The sequence below is a fragment of the Paraburkholderia sp. BL23I1N1 genome (assembly GCF_003610295.1).
In the GTDB taxonomy this organism is placed as follows: Bacteria; Pseudomonadota; Gammaproteobacteria; order Burkholderiales; family Burkholderiaceae; genus Paraburkholderia.
The window spans coordinates 3,784,640-3,804,069 of record NZ_RAPV01000001.1 but is presented as its reverse complement, the minus strand read 5'-3'; the positions used below and the strand labels follow the sequence as shown (position 1 = coordinate 3,804,069).

The 19,430-nt window shown below is 62.2% G+C and carries 21 protein-coding genes; 6 read left to right on the top strand and 15 right to left on the bottom strand.

Translation table 11 applies throughout. The annotated features are described in order from the left end of the window. Positions 1 to 5 precede the first annotated feature (5 nt). Genes B0G76_RS17675 through B0G76_RS17615 form a run of 13 tightly spaced genes read right to left on the bottom strand, consistent with a single transcriptional unit; the run spans position 6 to position 11,981 of the window. Positions 6 to 1,271 carry an NAD(P)/FAD-dependent oxidoreductase gene (locus tag B0G76_RS17675; protein WP_120293747.1) on the bottom strand — a complete coding sequence of 422 codons (1,266 nt, stop codon included), beginning with the start codon at positions 1,269 to 1,271 and terminating at the stop codon, positions 6 to 8. Beyond that, the gene (locus B0G76_RS17670) at positions 1,264 to 2,229 is read right to left on the bottom strand and encodes a VOC family protein (RefSeq protein WP_120293746.1); all 966 of its coding nucleotides are present in this window, start codon (positions 2,227 to 2,229) and stop codon (positions 1,264 to 1,266) included. The genes B0G76_RS17675 and B0G76_RS17670 overlap by 8 nt, the downstream gene beginning before the upstream one ends. Before the next feature lie 26 nt (positions 2,230 to 2,255). Continuing rightward, the gene (locus B0G76_RS17665; protein WP_120293745.1) at positions 2,256 to 3,746 is read right to left on the bottom strand and encodes an aldehyde dehydrogenase; all 1,491 of its coding nucleotides are present in this window, start codon (positions 3,744 to 3,746) and stop codon (positions 2,256 to 2,258) included. Between the two features lie 32 nt (positions 3,747 to 3,778). Beyond that, on the bottom strand, positions 3,779 to 4,609 hold the full coding sequence (locus B0G76_RS17660) for an aspartate dehydrogenase (protein WP_120293744.1): 831 nt from the start codon (positions 4,607 to 4,609) through the stop codon (positions 3,779 to 3,781). Next, positions 4,602 to 6,260, bottom strand: coding sequence for a thiamine pyrophosphate-binding protein (locus tag B0G76_RS17655; protein WP_120293743.1), 1,659 nt, complete (start codon positions 6,258 to 6,260; stop codon positions 4,602 to 4,604). Before B0G76_RS17655 ends, B0G76_RS17660 begins: the two co-directional genes overlap by 8 nt. Then, positions 6,253 to 7,050 (bottom strand): SDR family oxidoreductase, encoded by a 798-nt coding sequence (locus B0G76_RS17650; RefSeq protein WP_120293742.1) that lies wholly within the window; start codon positions 7,048 to 7,050, stop codon positions 6,253 to 6,255. Before B0G76_RS17650 ends, B0G76_RS17655 begins: the two co-directional genes overlap by 8 nt. Then, positions 7,047 to 7,940: an IclR family transcriptional regulator gene (locus B0G76_RS17645; protein WP_120293741.1), complete on the bottom strand. Its 894-nt coding sequence runs from the start codon at positions 7,938 to 7,940 to the stop codon at positions 7,047 to 7,049. The genes B0G76_RS17650 and B0G76_RS17645 overlap by 4 nt, the downstream gene beginning before the upstream one ends. Next, the gene (locus B0G76_RS17640; protein WP_120293740.1) at positions 7,941 to 8,831 is read right to left on the bottom strand and encodes an alpha/beta fold hydrolase; all 891 of its coding nucleotides are present in this window, start codon (positions 8,829 to 8,831) and stop codon (positions 7,941 to 7,943) included. A gap of 46 nt (positions 8,832 to 8,877) precedes the next feature. Continuing rightward, positions 8,878 to 9,405 (bottom strand): cupin domain-containing protein, encoded by a 528-nt coding sequence (locus B0G76_RS17635; protein ID WP_120293739.1) that lies wholly within the window; start codon positions 9,403 to 9,405, stop codon positions 8,878 to 8,880. 26 nt (positions 9,406 to 9,431) lie between these two features. After that, positions 9,432 to 10,208, bottom strand: a complete 777-nt coding sequence (locus B0G76_RS17630; protein ID WP_120293738.1) for an SDR family oxidoreductase — start codon at positions 10,206 to 10,208, stop codon at positions 9,432 to 9,434. After that, positions 10,201 to 11,304 carry an aromatic ring-hydroxylating dioxygenase subunit alpha gene (locus B0G76_RS17625; RefSeq protein ID WP_120293737.1) on the bottom strand — a complete coding sequence of 368 codons (1,104 nt, stop codon included), beginning with the start codon at positions 11,302 to 11,304 and terminating at the stop codon, positions 10,201 to 10,203. The genes B0G76_RS17630 and B0G76_RS17625 overlap by 8 nt, the downstream gene beginning before the upstream one ends. 49 nt (positions 11,305 to 11,353) lie before the next feature. After that, complete coding sequence (locus B0G76_RS17620) at positions 11,354 to 11,665, bottom strand: recombinase-like helix-turn-helix domain-containing protein (RefSeq protein WP_120293736.1); 312 nt, start codon at positions 11,663 to 11,665, stop codon at positions 11,354 to 11,356. Between the two features lies 1 nt (position 11,666). Then, positions 11,667 to 11,981 (bottom strand): non-heme iron oxygenase ferredoxin subunit, encoded by a 315-nt coding sequence (locus B0G76_RS17615; RefSeq protein ID WP_020068683.1) that lies wholly within the window; start codon positions 11,979 to 11,981, stop codon positions 11,667 to 11,669. Between the two features lie 440 nt (positions 11,982 to 12,421). Here B0G76_RS17615 and B0G76_RS17610 point away from each other — a divergent pair, with 440 nt between their 5' ends. Beyond that, positions 12,422 to 13,498, top strand: coding sequence for a porin (locus B0G76_RS17610; RefSeq protein WP_120293735.1), 1,077 nt, complete (start codon positions 12,422 to 12,424; stop codon positions 13,496 to 13,498). On the opposite strand, the gene B0G76_RS17605 is transcribed toward B0G76_RS17610, so the two are convergent. Then, positions 13,499 to 14,470, bottom strand: coding sequence for an IclR family transcriptional regulator (locus B0G76_RS17605; protein ID WP_120293734.1), 972 nt, complete (start codon positions 14,468 to 14,470; stop codon positions 13,499 to 13,501). A 199-nt stretch (positions 14,471 to 14,669) separates the two neighbouring features. On the opposite strand from B0G76_RS17605, the gene B0G76_RS17600 reads away from it, so the two are divergent. Continuing rightward, positions 14,670 to 14,957: a hypothetical protein gene (locus B0G76_RS17600; RefSeq protein WP_120293733.1), complete on the top strand. Its 288-nt coding sequence runs from the start codon at positions 14,670 to 14,672 to the stop codon at positions 14,955 to 14,957. Between the two features lie 115 nt (positions 14,958 to 15,072). Continuing rightward, positions 15,073 to 16,758, top strand: coding sequence for an acid phosphatase (locus B0G76_RS17595; protein ID WP_120293732.1), 1,686 nt, complete (start codon positions 15,073 to 15,075; stop codon positions 16,756 to 16,758). Positions 16,759 to 16,838: 80 nt separating this feature from the next. Here the strand turns inward: B0G76_RS17595 and B0G76_RS17590 are convergent, their stop codons facing one another. Continuing rightward, positions 16,839 to 17,513: a DUF4410 domain-containing protein gene (locus B0G76_RS17590; RefSeq protein WP_120293731.1), complete on the bottom strand. Its 675-nt coding sequence runs from the start codon at positions 17,511 to 17,513 to the stop codon at positions 16,839 to 16,841. A gap of 160 nt (positions 17,514 to 17,673) precedes the next feature. Between B0G76_RS17590 and B0G76_RS17585 the strand changes: the two genes are divergently transcribed. The 3 genes from B0G76_RS17585 (at position 17,674) to B0G76_RS17575 (ending at position 19,406) form a co-directional block, all read left to right on the top strand. Then, the gene (locus B0G76_RS17585; RefSeq protein ID WP_120293730.1) at positions 17,674 to 18,036 is read left to right on the top strand and encodes a DUF3564 domain-containing protein; all 363 of its coding nucleotides are present in this window, start codon (positions 17,674 to 17,676) and stop codon (positions 18,034 to 18,036) included. A 367-nt stretch (positions 18,037 to 18,403) separates the two neighbouring features. Beyond that, the gene (locus tag B0G76_RS17580; RefSeq protein ID WP_120293729.1) at positions 18,404 to 19,153 is read left to right on the top strand and encodes a DNA/RNA non-specific endonuclease; all 750 of its coding nucleotides are present in this window, start codon (positions 18,404 to 18,406) and stop codon (positions 19,151 to 19,153) included. Beyond that, a complete protein-coding gene (locus B0G76_RS17575; RefSeq protein WP_120293728.1) occupies positions 19,146 to 19,406 on the top strand; it encodes a hypothetical protein in 261 nt (86 codons plus the stop codon). Before B0G76_RS17580 ends, B0G76_RS17575 begins: the two co-directional genes overlap by 8 nt. Positions 19,407 to 19,430 lie beyond the last annotated feature (24 nt).

The following is a 19,430-nucleotide window of genomic DNA, read 5'->3' as shown; positions in this document are numbered from 1 at the left end:
TGTGGTTAGGCAAGCGCCGTTGAGGCGTCAGTCAGGGTGGCCAGGTCGATGGTTCGGCCCTGGTTCATCCACTTGCGCGACAATTTCAGTTCGCGCGGAGTGTTGATGGAGATCACGCCGCGAATCGTGCCGTCTTCCAGATGGAAAAGCGTGGCGCGTTTGCCCGGCACATCGCCGCGTACGGCGAGTTGCGCATCGCCCGGAATGTCGCCGAGGATTTGCAGGTTCACGTCGTATTGATCGGACCAGAACCACGGAATATCCGCATACGGTTCGAAATTGCCGAGCAATGCTTTCGCCGTCGAGATCGCCTGGTTCTGTGCATTGGCCCACGATTCGAGCCGCACGCGGCGCTTCAACCACGCGCTCGGATGATTCGCGACGTCGCCGCACGCGAAGATGCGCGGGTCGTCAGTCGCGCCGAAGTGATCGACGACGATGCCGTCTTCCACCTTGATGCCCGCTGCTTCCGCGAGCGCCGTATGCGGCGTGAGGCCGATGCCGGCGACGGCGAAATCGGCGTCCAGTGTCGAACCATCAGCGAACGTTGCGCGAATACGGTTGGCGTCGTTCGGATGATCCGCAATCGAGACCAGCGCCGCCTTCAACCGTACATCCACGCCGTTCGCACGATGCAGTTGCAGCAGGAAATCCGACACCATCGGCGGCAACGAGCGAGCGCATAAACGCGGCGCACCTTCTACTACGGTTGCCTCGACGCCGAGCTTGCGCGCAGTAGCCGCGACTTCGAGGCCAATCCAGCCACCGCCGACTACCAGCACGCGCTTGCTTGCACGCAAGCGTTCGCCCAAAGCGACGGCTTCGTCGAGCGTACGCAGATAAGTGATGTGCGAGGTCTTCACCAGCGATTGCGGCAAGCGGCGCGCCGCGCCGCCCGTAGCGATCACGAGACGGTCGTATTGCACCTCACGGCCCGACTGCGTGCGCACGACCCGCTGTTCACGATCGATCGACGTCGCGCATTCCGGTTGCCATGTTTCGACATTCAGCGCGTCGAAATCGTCGGGTGTCACGAGGCGCACGGTTTCGATATTCGCTTCACCTGAGAGCACAGCCTTCGACAACGGCGGGCGCTCGTACGGCAAATGAATCTCGTCGGCGATCATCACGAGGCGGCCGGCGAAACCTTCCTTGCGCAATGTCTTCACGACCCAACCCGCCGCCTGACCACCGCCGATCACGACGATCGTGCGCGGCGCTTCGAGTCCGGCATGCGCGGCTTGAGCCTTTTCAGCAGCAGCGTCAGTCATTTTTTCGCTCCGTCATGAACTTGCCTTCCGGCGCCTTCGCGTTTTTCTGCCGACGTGTATTACCATCGATGCCGCCATCGATCGCCCATTCAGCGAACACGTTCGGACCCGGTTCGAAATCGCGCGGCTGCCATTCGGGCGTGAGATGGTCTTCGTCGGCGTAGTACTCGATCAGGCCGCCGGCCGGATTCTGGAAGTACCAGAAGTACGCCGACGACACCGGATGACGCCCCGGGCCCAGTTGCGTATCCCAACCGCAACGGCTGACGTGCATGCCGCCGCCGAACACTTCGTGGATATCGCGCACGGTGAACGCGACGTGATTGAGACCGCGCTTACCGCCCGGCAAGGCCAGCAAAAAGATGTCATGGTGGCCACCGTGCGGTGCGCAGCGCATGAACGCGCCGCGGCCCGGATAACGGTCCGACATTTCGAAGCCGAGCAGCTCCTGGTAAAACTTTTCCTGTTCCGCGAGTTGATTCGTGAAGAACACCACGTGACCCACTTCGACCGGTTCGGCACGTTCGTAAATCGGCGACGGTTGATCGACTCGCAGCGTTTGCCCCCACACGTTCGAAGGCGAACCGTGAATATCGAGCGCACGCTTGCGGGTCACTTCAACGCGAATCGCCATGCCGTTCGGATCGATACAACCCACAGCGTCTTCCGTTTCGAAATGACCCGGCTGACCGGCGAATCGCCCGCGCAATGCGTCGAGTTCGCCTTTGGTTGCCACACCCCATGTCACTTCGCGCAACGTCGGCCCTTCTTCGAACGCGGGCGGCAGCGACGGGTCGTTCGCATCGACCGCAAGAATCGTGCAGCCGTTCAGCGTTTCGAAGCGTGCGTGCTGGTCGTCGTGCGCGATCTCTTTCAGGCCCCAGTCAGCGAAAAACCGCCGACAGGTCGCGAGATCCGTCACACCGTAAATAATCTGTTCAATGCCGAGAATCGTCATAACGTGCCTCTTGCGTATCTTGCGTATTAGTTCGCCCACGCCAGCGGCGCGTCGTTCAAGCCCCAGTAGAGGCTCTTCTGCTGCATGTATTCGCGGATGCCGAGACGGCCCTTCTCGCGTCCCATGCCGCTCTCCTTCCAGCCGCTGAACGGCGTCGAGATCGAGAACAGCTTGTAGGTGTTGATCCACACAGTGCCGGTCTCAAGCGCGCGGGCGATCCGGTAGGCGCGTTTGTAATCGCGCGTCCAGATGCCGGCGGCGAGGCCGAACACACTGTTGTTCGCTTCTTTCAGGAGCGAGGCTTCGTCGTCGAACGGCATGGCGACAAGCACGGGGCCGAAAATTTCCTCCTGGCAAATGCGGGCGTCGTTCGCGAGGCCTTCGAGTATCGTCGGCTGGAAATAGGTGCCCTGTTCGCGGCCATCGCCCACCGGACGCTCGCCGCCGCACAGCAGGCGGCCGCCCTCTTCCAGACCCAATGCGACGTAGCGTTCGACGGTTTCGCGATGGGCCGAGGTAATCAGCGGACCCATCTGCGTTTCCGCACGCGACGGATCGCCGACGCGCAACTTGCGTGCGCCTTCCACGAGACGTTTCATGAATGCGTCGTAGATCAAGCGCTGCACGAACAGGCGCGAGCCCGCGATACACGCTTCGCCCGACGAACTGAAAATGCCGTACAGCACGCCGTTGACCGCGTGGTCGAGATCGGCGTCGTCGAATACGATGGTCGGCGACTTGCCGCCCAGTTCGAGCGAGACCGGCATCAACTTGTCCGCAGCGATGCGCGCGATACCGCGGCCAACTTCGGTGCCACCCGTGAACGACACTTTCTTCACCAGCGGGTGGCGCACCAACACGTCGCCGATCACCGAGCCTTTACCGGGCACCACGCTAATGACGCCCTTCGGCACACCGGCTTCTTCACAGATGCGAGCCAACGCAAGCGACGCCAAAGGCGTCACTTCAGCCGGCTTCAGCACCACGGCGTTGCCGCCTGCCAGCGCCGGAGCCAGCTTCTGCGCGTCCGATGCAATCGGCGAGTTCCACGGCGTAATCGCCGCAATCACACCGATCGGCTCGTAAATGCTCATCGTCAGATAGTCGCCACGCGAAGGCGTGACTTCTTCGTCAAGCGTTTCAAGGCAGGCCGCGAAATAGCGGAAGGTGTTCGCCGCGCTCGCCACCAGCACGCGCGTTTCGCCGATTGGCTTGCCGTTGTCGCGACGCTGCAATTGCGCGAGCGCTTCGTGGCGCGCCATGATCAGATCGGCGATGCGGTACAGAATCAGTGCGCGTTGATGCGGCTTCAAACCCGACCAATCCGCGCGGCGCCAGGCGATATCCGCGGCTTCCACGGCTTCGCGGGCGTCGTCGGCATTCGCCGTCGAGATTTCCATGTTGACCGACTGATCCGCCGGATACAGGCTTTTGTACGGGTTGCCACGCCCTTGCCGCCATTCGCCGCCGATGAAAATATCGCCGGTGGGCACGAGGCTGGTATCGAAGTGAGTCATGTCGGTCGTTCCGGTTTGCTTCAGCTAATGTCTTAAATCACGCAGCGGGCCGCGCGATTGCGTAGCGCACGAATCGCGCTGAACGCGGTCAATGCGGACGTCTTGGGGTTATCCGGCAGCGGCTTGCCGCACATTTCCAGCGACATCTCGCCGAATGCGCCGCGCGCCACGATGCGGTGCACGTTGCGCGACACCTGCGGGTCGGCGATCAGGCGGACCATGGTCTGATCCAGACCCAGCCCGGCAAGCGCGATCGTCGCGGCAACGTTGGCGTTCTTCGGATACAGCCGCGCCGCTTCGCGCGCGCTGCCTTCGAAAATCACGGTTTCTTCGCTCAGCGTGTGCAGATTGCAGACTTGTTCGGCGGGCGTGCCGAGCCAGCCCGTGGGCGGCTTGCGGCCCGTATACAATACTTCGTCGAGACCGCCGAGCTTGGCGGCGGACAACGCATCCACCCCACCGATCGCGCCCGCCAGCAGCGTCAACGTTGCGTCGCCTTCATCGGCTGCGGCGGAAAGCGCGTCCAGCAACATCATGTCGGACAGCGCGCCGATCGAGGCGACCGCGCAATCCGTACCGGCTTTCAGCAACGGCACCACGTGGTCGACCAGTGCGCTATGCCCCGCGCATTCCAGCGCGAAATGCGGCCGGCTGCTCAACGCGGACACCGACGCCACGACATCGACCGACGAACCCACCACCTCACGCACCGAAGCCATATGACGCTCCGGCACGATCACGTGCGACACGCGCACCGTCGGATCCGACTCGACCGAGCGATACACCGCCTGGCCGATCGCGCCGAAGCCGATCATCGCGACGTCGATGGGTGCGTGATGCCCCGCGTAGCCGGCGTCATGCATGTTCCGGCTCCTGTTCCTTGACCGGTGGGCCCGCGAACGCGGTGGCGAACGAGCCGACCGACAGCATGTCCACTTCAACCAGCACGGGGCCCGTCTTCGCCATGCCTTCGCGGATGATGTCTTCGGCCTGGTCGAGCGATTTGATGCGGTAGTGCGTGAGCTTCAGGCTCTCGCAGAACTGCGCGAAATCCGGCTGGTGCAGATCGACGTAGCAGCGGCGGCCGCCGTATTGCGCGTCCTGAATGTTGCGGATCACGCCGTAGCACTGATCGTTCATCAGCACGATCATGACGTTGGCGTTTTCCTGCACGGCCGTCGCGAGTTCACCGACGTTGACCATCAGGCCGCCGTCGCCAACCAGGCACACGGTCTTGGCCGCATTGCCGGCGAGCGCGGCGCCGATGCCCATCTGCATGCCCTGGCCGATGCCGCCGCCGAGTGCATGAACGCCCGCGCGCGGCGAGAAGATCTTCAGCATGCGGTTGCCCCACGTGCTGTTCGAGATCGTGACGTCGCGCACCCAGTTGTAGTCGCGGCCCACGGCCTGTTGCAACGCGTCGACGAGCCGCTTGTACGGGCCGAGGCCCTTGCCCACATCCGCGACAGCGCTTTCGCGCGCGGCGGCCAGGTCTTGCGCGAAGGTCGGATCGACCTTCAGGCGGCCTTCGAGCAGCGTCGCGAGTTCTTCGAGAACGGCCGATGCATCGCCGTGCACGAACATGTCGTTGCGATAGCCGCGGTTGTCGGCGAGCGCGTCGGCGTCGATGCGATACAGCGGTTGCGGCAACGCCAACTTATATTTCAGCGTTTCATTGCCACGCAGACGCGAACCGACCACCACCAGCGCGTCACACGTCTTGTAGAAGCGCTCGACAGCGGCGTGCACGTTGAACGCGCCGAGCGTTGCCGGATGATCTTCCGGCAGCACGCCACGGCCTTGCACGCTGGTCACGACACCGAAGCCCAGCGCCACGAGACGTTCGATCGCAGCGCGAGCGTGACGCGTGCCGCCGCCGAGCCACAGGAGCGGGCGCTTCGCATTCGCGAGTTGATCCGCCAATTGCGCGACGCGCGTGCTGCAATGCGTGAGCGTGGTGACGTGCGGCGCGCCCAGATCGGCGGGCCATTCAATTTCGGCCGCTTGAATGTCGATCGGAATTTCGACGCTGACCGGACCGCTCGGCGCGGTTTGCGCGACACGTACGGCTTCGCGGATCGTCGGCAATGCGGTTTCGACCGAGCGCACGCGGAACGCGGCCTTCGAAATCGACTGCAGCATCGACAGTTGATCCGGTGCTTCGTGGATGTACGCGAGGTCCTTGTCGAGGTATTCGGTTTCGATCTGGCCGGTGACGTGCAGCAGGGCGGTGCCGGCCGTCAGTGCTTCGACCATTGCGCCGGCGGCATTACCCGCTGCCGTGCCGGTGCTGGTGAATGCCACGCCAAGGCCGCCGGAGACACGCGCGAGGCCATCGGCCATGTTCACCGCGCCCGCTTCGCCGCGTGCGCCGACGTAGCGAATCTTGCCGCGATTGTGGATCGCGTCGAGGATCGGCATGTTGTGGATCGAGATCACGCCGAATGCGGTTTGAACGCCGCATTGCTCGAGAAAAGCGGCGATCAGTTCGCCAACGGTGGTTGTGTTAGACATGTCGTGCAACGCCTCCAGAAACATCGATGTGACTGCCCGTCGTATAGGACGACAGCGTCGTAGCCAGATAAAAGAGCGCTTGTGCGGCTTCTTCGGGGCGACCGAAGCGGCCTAGCGGAATGTTTTTCTTGCGCGCCAGTTCGGCGGTCCAGTCTTCCCAGCTCTGGCCCGGCTGCGCTTCTTTCGCGTAACGCCGGCGCCATTGACCCGATTCGACGATGCCGATCAGAATCGAATTCACGCGGATGCGTTGCGGCGCGAGTTCGACCGCGAGCGATTTGATGAGGCTCAGCACGCCGGCGCGCGCCGACGACGTCGCCACCATGTGCGGCTCGGGTTGCAGCGCGAGCAGCGAGTTCACGCAGACCACCGCTGCGTTTGCTGCATCACGCAGCATCGGCAGGAAGGCGCGGGTCGGGCGGATCACGCTGAAGTACTTCAGGTCCAGTTCTTCGCGCCAGGCGTCGTCGGTGGTGTCGGCAAAGGTCGATACGCGGCCCTGGCCGGCGTTGTTCACCAGCATGTCGGTGCGACCGAAGCGTGCCCGCACCGCTTGCGCGAATGCGTTCACTTCGTCGGCGTCGAGCACGTCGCAGGTTTGCGCCAACAGTTGCCCTTGAGGAAACTGCGTCTTCAATGCAGCTTCCGCTTTTGCAAGCCGTTCGGCATCGCGTCCGCAGATCGCGACCGTTGCACCTGCCCGCAGAAACAGTTCGGCAGTCGCGAGGCCGATGCCGGACGAGCCACCCGTCACCACCGCTACCTGTCCGGTCAAGTCGATTTGAATCATTTGAGCCCCAGTGCCTTCATGTATTTCGTGCCCGCATTCGGGCTACCCTTCGGCCGATAGTTGAGCCGCTGCGAAAGTTCATCAGCCGCGTGGCGGACCTTGTCGATCAGGCCGCTGTCGAGCAGCGAGGCATCGATCTCGTGGCGCGGAATCGTCGTCGTGATCACCGCGACGATGCGGCCCGTGTCGTTGCGAACCGGCGCGCTCACCACCGAAATACCGCGCTCGAATGACGACTCGCTGATCGCGAAACCGCGCTTGGCGTCGTCGCGAATCCGTTCGTACAGATCGTCGACGGTGGCGGGCGTCTGTTTCGTGAAGCGTTCGAGTTCCGGCTCGGGATAGAGCTTTTTCAGCTCGTCGAGCGTCATGTCGCCCATCAGCACCTGGCCGTGCGTCGTCGCGTAAGCCGGCAGACGCGTACCGACATTCACCTTCACCGAGCTGAAAATCGGCGCGTGGCTTTGCGCTTTGGCGACGAACACGACGTCGCGTCCATCGCGAATCACAATGTGGCTGGTGAGACCGGTGTCGTCACGCAGCGCTTCGATGATCGGCAAGCCGAGATCGGTCAATTCGAGCGAGCTCAGATATTCGAAACCGAGCCGCAGCACCGCGACGCCGAGGCGATAGTTACGGTCTTTGTCGGCACGCTCGAGAAAGCCGAGCGATTCGAGGGTTTGCAGCAGACGGAACACCGTCGTGCGGGGAATCTTCAGGCGCTTGGATAATTCCGGTGCGCCGAGAACCGGCTCGCGTGGCGAGAACTCCGTCAGAATCTTCAGACCGCGTTCCAGACCCGGCACGCGATAGCTGATCTCGCTGCTGGTGTCTGCGTCATTGCGGTCGTTGTCCGCGCCGCGCTCGGCGCTAATCGTGTCGGGCGTCATTCATAGGCTCCGTTGTCCGTCGCTCGCGCGGCAGAACGTGTCGATGATCGCGGTGTACGCGGCGGGTGCTTCGATATAACCGGCATGCCCCGCGCGTGGCACGACCTGCAGTTGGGTGCCGGCGGCCAGCGCGAGTCGCTCGCAGGCTTCGGGGGGCGTAATGGCGTCGTCGGCGCCGACCGCGATGTTGATGCGGCCTGTGTAGCGCGCGAGATCGCTGGCAAGATCAGCGTTGGCGAGCAGATGCGTCGCTTGCGCATAGCCGTGCGGGATCACGCGTGACATGTTCCAGCGCACCCATGCGCGCGCTTCGTCGCTCGCGTGCGCGGACAACATATTGGTGCTGCGCTTTTCGGCGAGGCCTTGCGGACCGAGTTCTTGCAACATCGCGAGACGCTGGTCGCGCTTCGTTTCCCGCACTTCCGCTGACGAAGCGCCATAACCGCCGGCGGGCGACAACAAGAGCAAGCCGGCCACCCGCTGCGGATTCGTTACGGCAAACGCACCCGCGATGATCGCGCCAAGCGAATGCCCCAGCAGCACGCAACGTTCGATGCCGAGCGCGTCGAGCCACGCCTTCAATACAGTGACGTAATCGCTCGCAACGGGCGATTCGGCCTCCACAGGTGTGGATGCTGCGTAGCCCGGCGCATCCCACGCCAGCACGCGGCGCGTTTCGCCCAGCACTTCAAACTGCTGTACCCACGAAGCCGCGCCCGAACCGATACCGTGCAGCAGCACCACAGGCAGTGCTTCGCTTGTGGCGCTATCCACCTCGCGATAGCTCACGGCGCGTTGTGACGCGAGCCAGATCTGCTGCGCGGGAAAGCGCGCAAGGCGCGCTTCGAGCGTAGCGTTCTGATCGGCGGTAGCGGACGGGACTGCGGACATGATTTCCTTCGCGGGTGTTTTCAAAACGGCGTAGATAACGGAAGGCTCAGCGCTTGAGCCTGGCCAACGGCGAATCCGGCGGATACGTCGGCGTAATCGGCTTCGGCGAACCGAGCATCACGCACATCAATGCGTCTTCTTCGCCGATGTTCACTTCCGTGCGGTACACGCCAGGCGGCACCGAGATCAGATCGCGCTCGCCGAGCACGGCTTCCCACGTTTCGCCGTCTTTCTCGCAGATCACTTTCATCTTGCCGCGCAGCACGAAGAAGATTTCTTCGACATCCATATGAATATGGCTCGGACCGATATTGCCGGCCGGGATCACCATCGTCGAAAACGTGAAGCCGCCCGCGGGCACCGTGTTCACATCCTTCGCGACGCCTGTGCCGCCCGTGCCGACATAGCGCATTTGCGCGCGGCGGTATTTCGGGTCGTAGTCGGCCTGGAACTTCAGCGCGTCCCAGTCATAACGACGCGTTTCCAGACGCGCGACGCGGCTGTCCAACCATTGTGCAAAGTTCGCGTCCGCGGGTTGTTCCCACGATTTGCGTTCCAGTTCGGCGTCCGCCATCTCTTTCTCCTTTCGATTCGACAAGATCAATTCATCACGAAGCCGCCGTTGACCGGCAGCAACTGGCCGGTCACGAAGCGCGCGGCGTCGGACAACAGGAACAGCACCGGCCCGGTGACGTCGTCGGGCACTTGTGCGCGCGTGAGCGCGCGGCCTTGCAGGTAATACTGGTGGCGCTCGGCGGGCACGTAAGCCGTGGCTTCGACTTCGGTGAGGCCCGGGGCGATGGCGTTGACCGTCACGCCGTGGGCGCCGAATTCGCGCGCCAGCGAGCGGGTCATCGAGATCACCGCGCCTTTGCTCGCGACATACGCGAGCAGCTTCGGCGCGCCCCACATCGCCGTGTCCGACGCGATGTTGACGATGCTGCCGCGGCCCGAGTCGCGCAGATACGGCAGCGCCGCGGTGCTCATCAACCAGGTGCCGCGCACGTTGACGTTCATCACCGCGTCCCACGTGTCGACCGACAATTCGTCGGCGAACTTCCCGCCGGAGTTCGTGATCGCCGCGTTGTTGATCAGTGCGTCCGCACCGCCAAGCTGCGCCGCCGCCTGATCGGCAAATTGCTTGATGCTGGCGGGGTCGGCGAGATCGAGCGGCAGATATGTCACCGCATGACCCTGCTCGACGAGCGATGCGGCAAGCGCACAGCCTTCGTCATGCAGCACATCGCCAAACACCACTTGCGCACCGGCTTGCACCAGCGAGCGAACAAACGCCGCGCCGAGACCGCGCGCGCCGCCGGTCACCAAGACGCGCCGGCCGTTGAGTGCTGACAATGCCGGTGCCGCTTCGTTATGCATGGCTGTGGCCTGCTTCGGTTTGAGCCGTGCCGGCTTGCGTGGCTTGATCCGCTTGAACGCGATACGCGTCCAGCTCGGCGAAATGTTGTTGCGCGCGCTGACGGAACATGCGGCGCACACGCGTCATGCCGACGTCGTGCTGATAGAGGAATTCGTGCTGACGTGCATTCGGCGCCATGCTTTCGAGAACATAGCGATCCTGCTCCAGCACGTCCCAATGCAGACCTTCCAGACGGTTGCGATACATGAAGCGCCATGCGTCGCGCTGCCAGCCCGACACCTTGCGCGTGCGCCAGAAGTAAACCTGGCAGTTGTTTTCGTCGACCGGCGTAGTAAAGCCGATGATCCCGAAGTTGCCGCCCGGGCCGAATTTCTTCTTGTACGGAATCGCGAGGCGCATCCACAGCGTGCCGGTTTCGCCAAGCTCGACCCAGTCGAAATTCACGTCGCGCTGGCCGACCTTTTCGAACATCAGACCGGTTTCGGTCTTGCGCACGCGCATGTCGGCCTGCTTGTCGCCTTCGGCCATCGAGTGCGAGGTGGCGTGCAGATACGCGCCGTGCATCGGGTCCATCACGTTGTCGATCGCGTACTGGTAATTGCACTTCCAGTTCGACATGCACAGGAAGTTGGCGTACTCCTCGCCGACCAGTTCTTCCGGCAGCACGAGGGGCGCAGGTTCTTTGTGGGCGTCGTCGCCGAACCAGAGGAAGATCGCGCCGGCATGCTCTTCGACCGGATACGACTTCACGCACTTCTGGCCTTCCAGCGGACAGTTCGAGACGGCCGGGACTTTCGTGACCGTGCCGCCGCCGTCGATTTCAATGCCGTGATACCAGCAGGCAACACTGCCACCAAGGTTCCAACCGAGCGACAGACGCGCGCCGCGGTGCGGGCAGCGGTCTTCGAGCGCACGGACTTTGCCTTCCTTGTCGCGCCACAGCACGATCTGGTCGCCGAGACGTGTGATGCCGACCGGCGCGTCGCCGACTTGCCAGCTCGGCGCGACGGGATACCAGTAATTGCGCAGCCCGCGGTCCAGATAGGACTGGATCGGATCGGCCGCGCCTTGAATCGTTGTATTGGGGGACGTCATAAAGAGACTCCGGATACGAAAGCGATGAGACGTGTTCGGGAAAGCGCGCTTATTCGGCGAGCAGGCGGAATTCGGCGGCGAGACGGTCGGCATCCCACGTATTGCCTTCCGGAGTGCGGAAACCCACGTGGTTCAGCCCGTCGACGACTTCCTGCAACTCGTTCGCGCCGGCTTCGAAAACTTTCTCGAGCGCGTCGCCGAAGTCGTTTTCGTATTGGGTCGGCACCGCCTTACGCGTTTGCCAGATGAAGTTTTCGGTCTCGCCCGGTTTTTCGATCACGCCCTTGCCGGCGACGTTGTTCGGCTGCGGCGCGAGCCACGGCTTCAGGAAGGGATTGAAGTTCACGATTTGTTCTCGCATGTCATTCCACCTTGATCTGGATTTCTTCACCGGCGAGACGTACGGAGTACATCTTCAGGTCGCGGCCGCCGGGCTCTTTCAGGCATTTGCCGGTCGGGATATGGAACACGGCTTCGTGCAGCGGGCATTCAACGGTGTCGCCGTCGACAAAGCCCTGCGTCAGCAACGCGTACGCATGAGGGCAGACGTTTTCCAGCGCGTACAGCGCATCGCCCACCTTGTAGATGCCGATTTCGGTGCCGTCGAGTTTGAACTCGAGCGGCGCGTCTTCGGACAGGTCGCCGGCATGGCCGGCGCAGCGCCATTGTTCAGTCATTTCTCGCCTTCTCCTGAAGCCTTATGTTCCATACAAGGAACATCAGTTCGTGTATGGATAATTATAGGAGTGGCTTTGATTCGAGAAAATAAAAATCTGGGCTGGTAGGGGAAAACACCGACTGTCGCGTTCATCACACAGCTTTGTGTGGACTGACATGAATGGCCAAATGTGCTCAGAAGCCTTTCTGGGCTTGAGTTTCCCTATAATTTTCAGACAAATGCCAAAGCGCGCATGCGGGTTTGTACGGGGTCCGAAAATTTATTTTGACTACGCCAAGACTCACTATACTTTTCCATAGGCGATACAAACGCCCATAGGTGGAACATAAAGCGATGCAGTTTTGGCGCATAAACCCGAAGCTGCTTTCAACCCAAAGCAAGGATCAGGGACGACGACAAGGGCGCGAGCTATCCGTCGTGTGATCAGGAGAACCAACGGTGAAGCACATCATTGCGGCGGCCGGCTTGACGGCAATTTGCGCAACGACTGGCGCATGGGCGCAGAGCAGCGTGACGCTATACGGCAGCCTGGATGCCGGTATCGCGTACATCAGCAATGCAGGCGGCCATGCGAAGTGGATCGAGGAACAAGGCAACATGCAGCCGGACCGCTGGGGCCTGAAAGGCGTCGAGGATTTGGGCGGCGGTCTGAAGACAGTTTTCCAGTTGGAAAACGGCTTCTATACGAACACGGGCGCATTCGCCAAGGCCGGCACACTGTTCAATCGCCAGGCGTTCGTGGGTTTGAGTTCGGACCAGTTCGGCACCGTGACGCTCGGCCATCAGACGCCGTTCAGCTTCGACGTGCTGGGTCCGCTTAGCACCGCTTATCAGGCCGCGAGCTGGTACGCGTTCCACCCGGGCAACATCGACGAACTCGCTGACACGGGCGTGGTCCCGTTCGACAATTCGGTGAAGTTCCGTTCGGCGAGTTTCTACGGTTTCTCGGTCGGCGCGATGATGGGTCTCGGCAACACGACCAACTTCTCCACCGGCAAGACACTGAGCTTTGCGCTTAGCTATGCGAACGGTCCGTTCAAGGCCGGCGCGACTTATGCAAATGAGCACGACCGTACGCCGTCGATCGTGACGACGGGTATCACCACCTTCCAGGGTGTCGCGGCCGCGACCTACACCGCGGCCAAGGTCGAGAACATGGGCGCGGGCGCGTCATACCAGTTCGGCAAGCTGCTGGTGCATGGTTTGTACACGCGCGTGAAACTGGAATCGTCCGGCCATTCGGACACGTATCAGAGCTACGACGTGGGCGCGAATTATCAGTTCACGCCGTTCAACAGCGTCTCGGGCGGTGCCGCGACCACGACCATGGCCGGCCATCGCTGGACGCAGTTCGAGATCGGCGATATCTACGCGCTGTCGAAGTCGACGCAGTTATACGTGAATGCGCTGTATGAGCGCGCGGGCTCGAATACGGACGCCGCGTTTTTTACAGCAGGTGTATCGAGTGGCCGGAATCAGACGATTGTCCTGACGGGTATTCACCACTCGTTCTGATCAGTTCGCCGTCACCGGTCTGCGACGCGCTTGAGCCGCGGTCGGATCATCCGGCCGCGGACGATAGCTGAGGCGTTCGGACAATTCGAGCGCCGCCTGGCAAACCGCGATCACGAGCGGCTCGCGCTCTTCCGCTTCGCCGATATCGGATCGCGGAATGGTGACGGTCAACGCGGCCGTGATCTTGCCGCTTTGATCGCGCACCGGCGCGCTCACAACCGAAATCCCCCGTTCAAAAGACGCTTCGCTCACCGCATAACCGAGCGCCGCGCTTTCGCGCACTCTTCCATACAGCTCTTCGACGGTCGCCGGCGTGCGTTCGGTGAAACGTTCGAGTTGCGGCTCGGGGTACAACTGGCGCAATGCTTCGAAACTCAAATCGCCCATCAGCACCTGGCCGTGCACCGTGGCGTGCGCGGGCAGACGCGTGCCGACATGCACCTTCACCGAACTGAACATCGGCTCATGGGTTTGCGCCTTGGCGACGAACACCACGTCGCGCTGGTCGCGGATCAGCAGATGCGTGCTGAGGCCGGTCGCGTCGCGCAAACGTTCGAGAATCGGCGTGCCGACGTCGGTCAGTTCGAGCGAACTCAAGTATTCGAAACCGAGTCGCAGCACCGCGACGCTCAGGCGGAAATAGCGGTCACCGTTCACGCGCTCTAGAAAGCCTAAAGCTTCGAGCGTTTGCAGCAGACGAAATGTGGTCGTGCGCGGAATGCCAATACGCTTCGACAATTCGGGCGCGCCCAGAATCGGCTCGCGCGCGCTGAATTCGGCGAGGATGCGCAGGCCGCGCTCCAGCCCCGGCACGAGATAAGTCGATCCGCCGGCGTTATCTTCGTCGGTGGAATCGGGGGATTCGGCGCTTTCCGCGTGGGACAACGCCGTATCGTTCTGCGAAGTCGCGACCGTCGCGCCGCGTGGCCTCGCGTGCTTGCGTCCCGCTCCTGTCTGCTCTTCTTTTGCCATCTTGGCTGCCGTCTTTGCCGTTGTCTCTGCTGTTCATCGGATACAGATCAACATCATAGCGCGAAGCATCCGCAGGTCATTTATCGCCACCGCGATCGTTTCGCGCGGTGCTATCCCGGTGCTATTCTTTGGTGCGGTCCATCGCGCGAGGTCTCATTGCCGCCCGTTGGCTCCCGCCAGGCGTCCGGAGGCCACGCTCATGTCCGATTCCGTCCAGATCCAGGTTGCCGATTCACATCTTTATCCGGGCTGCGCCGTGCAAATCGCGCATCTGCCCGAACCGGCCGGCGCGGCCGCAGCGATAGTCGAATTCGCGGACGGCTCCGGGGCGCACGCCACCTGCCATCGGCGGACTTTCGATGAACTCGAGTTGACCGTTGACGGTTACGCTACGCAGCGGCGTCATCCTGTGGACGCCAGACATTGGCTTCTATTCGCCATCGATTCGACGCACAGCAGTTGGCGCGTGAAGCGACGATTACCTTAGCTGTGCCGGAACCTTCCGGCCCCTTCGATTCTGAACCCGGTGCCGCGCGCACGCCGCCCCGAGCGGCAGCTGTCTGATTGTCATGCGCCCGTCACGCTAACCTCGAAACCTACCGATGACAGACAACGACTCCACCCTGCCGCCAAACCCCGACGACACCCCCGACGACCCCGAACGCCGCCGTGTCCTGACCGGGATCGCCGCGGTCGGCCTCGGACTCGCGCTGACCGGTTGCAAGACCGAGCAAGGTGCCGCGAGCGAGATGGCGCCGCGCAGCGCCGCCGACTTGCGGCTCGACGCCGCGCTACGCGACCAGGTCAAACAGATCGTGGTGATCTACGCCGAGAACCGCAGCTTCGCGAACCTGTACGGCAACTTTCCCGGCGTCCAGCATCCACTGGATGCGGTGAGCGCCGAGCGCTATCTGCAACTCGACCGCGACGGCAAGACGCCGCTGCCGCGCCTGCCGGCAATCTGGGGCGGCCTCGTGCCGCAAGCCCAGGAGGTGGACGGCAAGCGCTACATGATCGGTCAGAAGGATATCGGCAACCTGCGCAACGGCCCGTTCCATATCACCGACGCGCAAGGCGCACCATTGCCGAACGGCGTGATCACCCGCGATCTGATACACCGCTTCTATCAGAATCAGATGCAGATCAACGCCGGGCGCAACAATCAGTTTGCCGCATGGGGCGACTCCGGCGGCCTGGTGATGGGGCATTACCGTAATTCCGCCGACACGCTGCGTCTGTGGAATCTCGCGCAGCAATACACGCTGTGCGACAACTTCTTCATGGCGGCCTTCGGCGGGTCGTGGCTGAACCACATCTTTCTGATCGCGGCGCAGGCGCCGTTCTATCCCGACATCCACAACAGTCCGGCGAAGAAAATGGTCTCGGTGCTCGACGGAGACGATCCGACCGGCACACGGCTCAAGGTGGCGCCGGACTCGCCGGCATCCGCGCTCGACGGTCCGCCGAAATTCGTCAACGACGGTGCGTTTACCGCCGACGGCTACGCCGTCAACACGATGGCGCCGCCGTTCCAGCCGAGCAGTGTGCGTCCGGCCGAAGGTGGCAATCCCGCGCTCGCCGACCCGTCGAATCCGCGCGTGATGCCGCCGCAGAACTTCGCGACGATCGGCGACCGTCTGACGGACAAGGGCGTCGACTGGGCGTGGTACAGCGGTGCGTGGCAGTACGCGCTGGAGCATCAGGATACGGGCGCGGTGCCGGACTTCCAGTACCACCATCAGCCGTTCAACTACTTTGCCAATTACGCGCCGGGCACGGCCGCGCGGCGCAAGTATCTGCGCGACGCGGGACTCGGCGACGACGCGTCCACCAATCGTCTGCTTGCCGACATCGACGCGGGGCGTTTGCCGGCGGTCACGTTCTACAAACCGCAAGGCGACCTGAACATGCACGCGGGGTACGCGGACGTCGCTTCAGGGGATCGTCACATCGCGACGGTGATTGAGCATCTTCAGCGCGGCCCGCGGTGGGCCAGTACGGTCGTGGTCGTCACGGTCGATGAGAACGGCGGCTGGTGGGATCCGGTCGCGCCGCCAAAGGGCGACCGCTGGGGGCCGGGATCGCGGGTTCCCGCGTTGGTGATTTCGCCGCTGGCGAAGAAGGGCTATGTCGATCACACGGTGTACGACACCAATTCGATTCTTCGCCTGATTAGCCGCGTGCATGGGCTGGCGCCGCTCGATGGAATTGCCGCACGAGATCGGGCTTTTGCGCAGAACGGCCTGGCGCCGCTTGGCGATTTGACGGGTACGCTGAATCTGGCCTGAGAGGCTTAGCTGCGTCGCTTAGTTGCGTCACTTACCTGCGTCACTTACTTAGCTCGCGGGGTGAGCAAGCAGTGCGTCAATCACTGCGCCACCCCGTGCAGCTTCGCAATCACCGCATCCGAGATCTCTTGCGCGGTCTTCTTGATCGTCTTTTTCTCATCGCCGCTCGCCATCACGAACTTGGCCGCGATCACGTAGGGATTGAGTTTGATCACCGCGCCCGGCTTACTCTTGCTGTCGGCCTCTTCCACAGCCTGATAGAGCGGCGGCAAGTCAGCCGACCCCAGGCTGTCGCACGACACCACGACCTGAATATTGTTCTGACCCGCACCGAGACCGACCATGGCGCGTCTTAGACGATTGCCGTCGTCGACATTCAGAAACACGCCGCGCACTTGCCAACCCGTTGCGGGCAACGGCTGACCGGACGCAAGGCGGCGTGCATCGACGCCACCTTTTTTCAGATCCGCCGTAAGCGCGTCCGCCATCTCGTTCACGATGTCCTTGGCGTGATCCTGCGGATTCTTGTCCTTGCCCATCGGGCCGGGGCCGCTCGGCAGCAGACCCCGCAGGCGGCGCAGTCGTTCCCCGGGTCCGCTGTCAGGTGTCACGTTGGCCACGTCGAGGTCGAAGTCGGCCACATAGACGATCGGCGCCGGCGCCGCGAAGGGCGCGCTATCCGCCGCGGCACTGAGTGCCGGTACCGCACTCAGGCATCCCGCGATTACCGAAAGTTGGAAAAATCGACGCAGCATGGTGCGGCTCCGCGAAAGTTTTACTGAGGCGGCTATCGTACAACCGGATGCGCTGGACGTATGTTTTTTCGTTCCCGATCGTCGACCCTTTTTGCCTTGCATAACGCACGTTGCGGCATAGACTGATAAAGCAATACTTCGCAATTTGTACGGAACTGCTATGCGCCTGACCATCCTCATCAACGGTTCCGATCCCACCGTCAGCCATGACTACGCTGTGCTATGGCTCGACACCGAAGAACACCGGTGGTCGAGAGAAGCGCATCAAGGGATCGATCTGCCCCCGTGGGGCGAGTTACACGACGACGACGACGGCGTGACAACGCTCTGTGCGCCAAGCGCGGATGCGCCGCTATGCACGCTGCGTGGATTGCATGTTGATCGCAAGCAACGTGTGAGCGCGGCGCAAGGCGCCGCGGCCTGGACAGCCTTGCCCACACACGCAGCGACGAGCGGCTTCTGGCGCTTGCAGGCCGTCGACCGCCAGAACGTGCATGCCGAGCACAGCGTATTCGGCAATTAAGTTCCGGCACTTTTTCGCCGGTCGAAATTTTTACTCGTTCAAACCGCACCGTTCGTGTGCGGGGGATTGGTTTGCGAGTTCGATCTTCAACCTATTCGATACTCTGCACCGCGCGCTTAAGTCGATCTTAAGTTTGCGCGCGTAGAGTTTGAATTCCACGCATTAGGGTCGCTGCAAAGCGGCCCGTTTTTTTTGGTGCGGCGCTTTTGCCGTGCGCCATGCACTTCATACGCTTTGCACCATTTTGATCGCCGCCGGCGCCGCGCAAAATCCGCTTCGTTCCTCTGTAATTTCCTGCATTCCACCTCTCTCGATACAGGCCTCCGACGCTATACTTGCGCCCCCCGATCCTTCAACTGATTGAAACATGAAGAAGTGGTTTGCCTGTCTGTTGTTCGCCGTTGCCGCTCACGCGAGCGCGGCGCCTTCCTGCACCCAGTTCACCCCGAATGCGCAATGGCCGGTTCTGACCAATCAGAAGATGGCGCCGAAAACGCGCATGCTTTGCTACAGCGATTTCGCTGTGCTGCATTCGGGTATCACGCATGGTCCGCTGTGGTCCGCCGAGCATCTGACGCGCGACCATATCGAAGCCGCCAAAGACATGGTGCGCACCAACAAATTCTTCGAAGACGCGCGTTTGCCCGACGGCGAAGGCGCAACGCTCGCGGACTATAAGCGCAGCGGCTTCGATCGCGGGCATATGAGCCCGGCAGGCAATCGCTGGAATCAGGAAGCGATGGCACAATCGTTTTCGCTGGCCAACGTCGTGCCGCAGAACCGCGAGAACAATCAGCGCCTGTGGGCGCGTATTGAAACGTCGGTGCGTAAGATCGCGGTGTCGTACAACGATGTCTATGTGATTACCGGACCGATTTTCAACGGCCAGCAACTGCAGACAATCGGACCGACGCGCGTCTTCGTACCGACGCAATTGTTCAAGGTGGTCTACGTGCCGTCCCGGCAAATGGCGTTCGCGGTGGTGGTGGACAACGTTTCGACCAACCGCTACGACCTCAGGACGATTCACGAGCTCGAGGCGGCCTCGGGCATCCGTTTTCCGGGTATTCCGGAGAATCTCAAAGACCAGCGACCGGGAGGACTGAAAGGTGTTTAAACCCTATTCGAACGATGACGACGTGCTCAACATCCAGGGCGACGCACTCACTGTCAGCAACGGCACCACACGCGTGGTGCTGAACGGAACGCTGGAGTTGACGCAAGATCAGCGCGGGCTGAAGGCGGCGCTTGCATTGAAGGAAGCGATCGATGCGGTGGTGACTGCGCTGCAGGCGCAGCCCAATTTGCCGGCGAAGGTGAAAGACGAGCCGGATGCGAAACCGGGCGTGGTGCAGAATCCGTTTCAATAACGCATTTCCAATTTGCACCGTCAC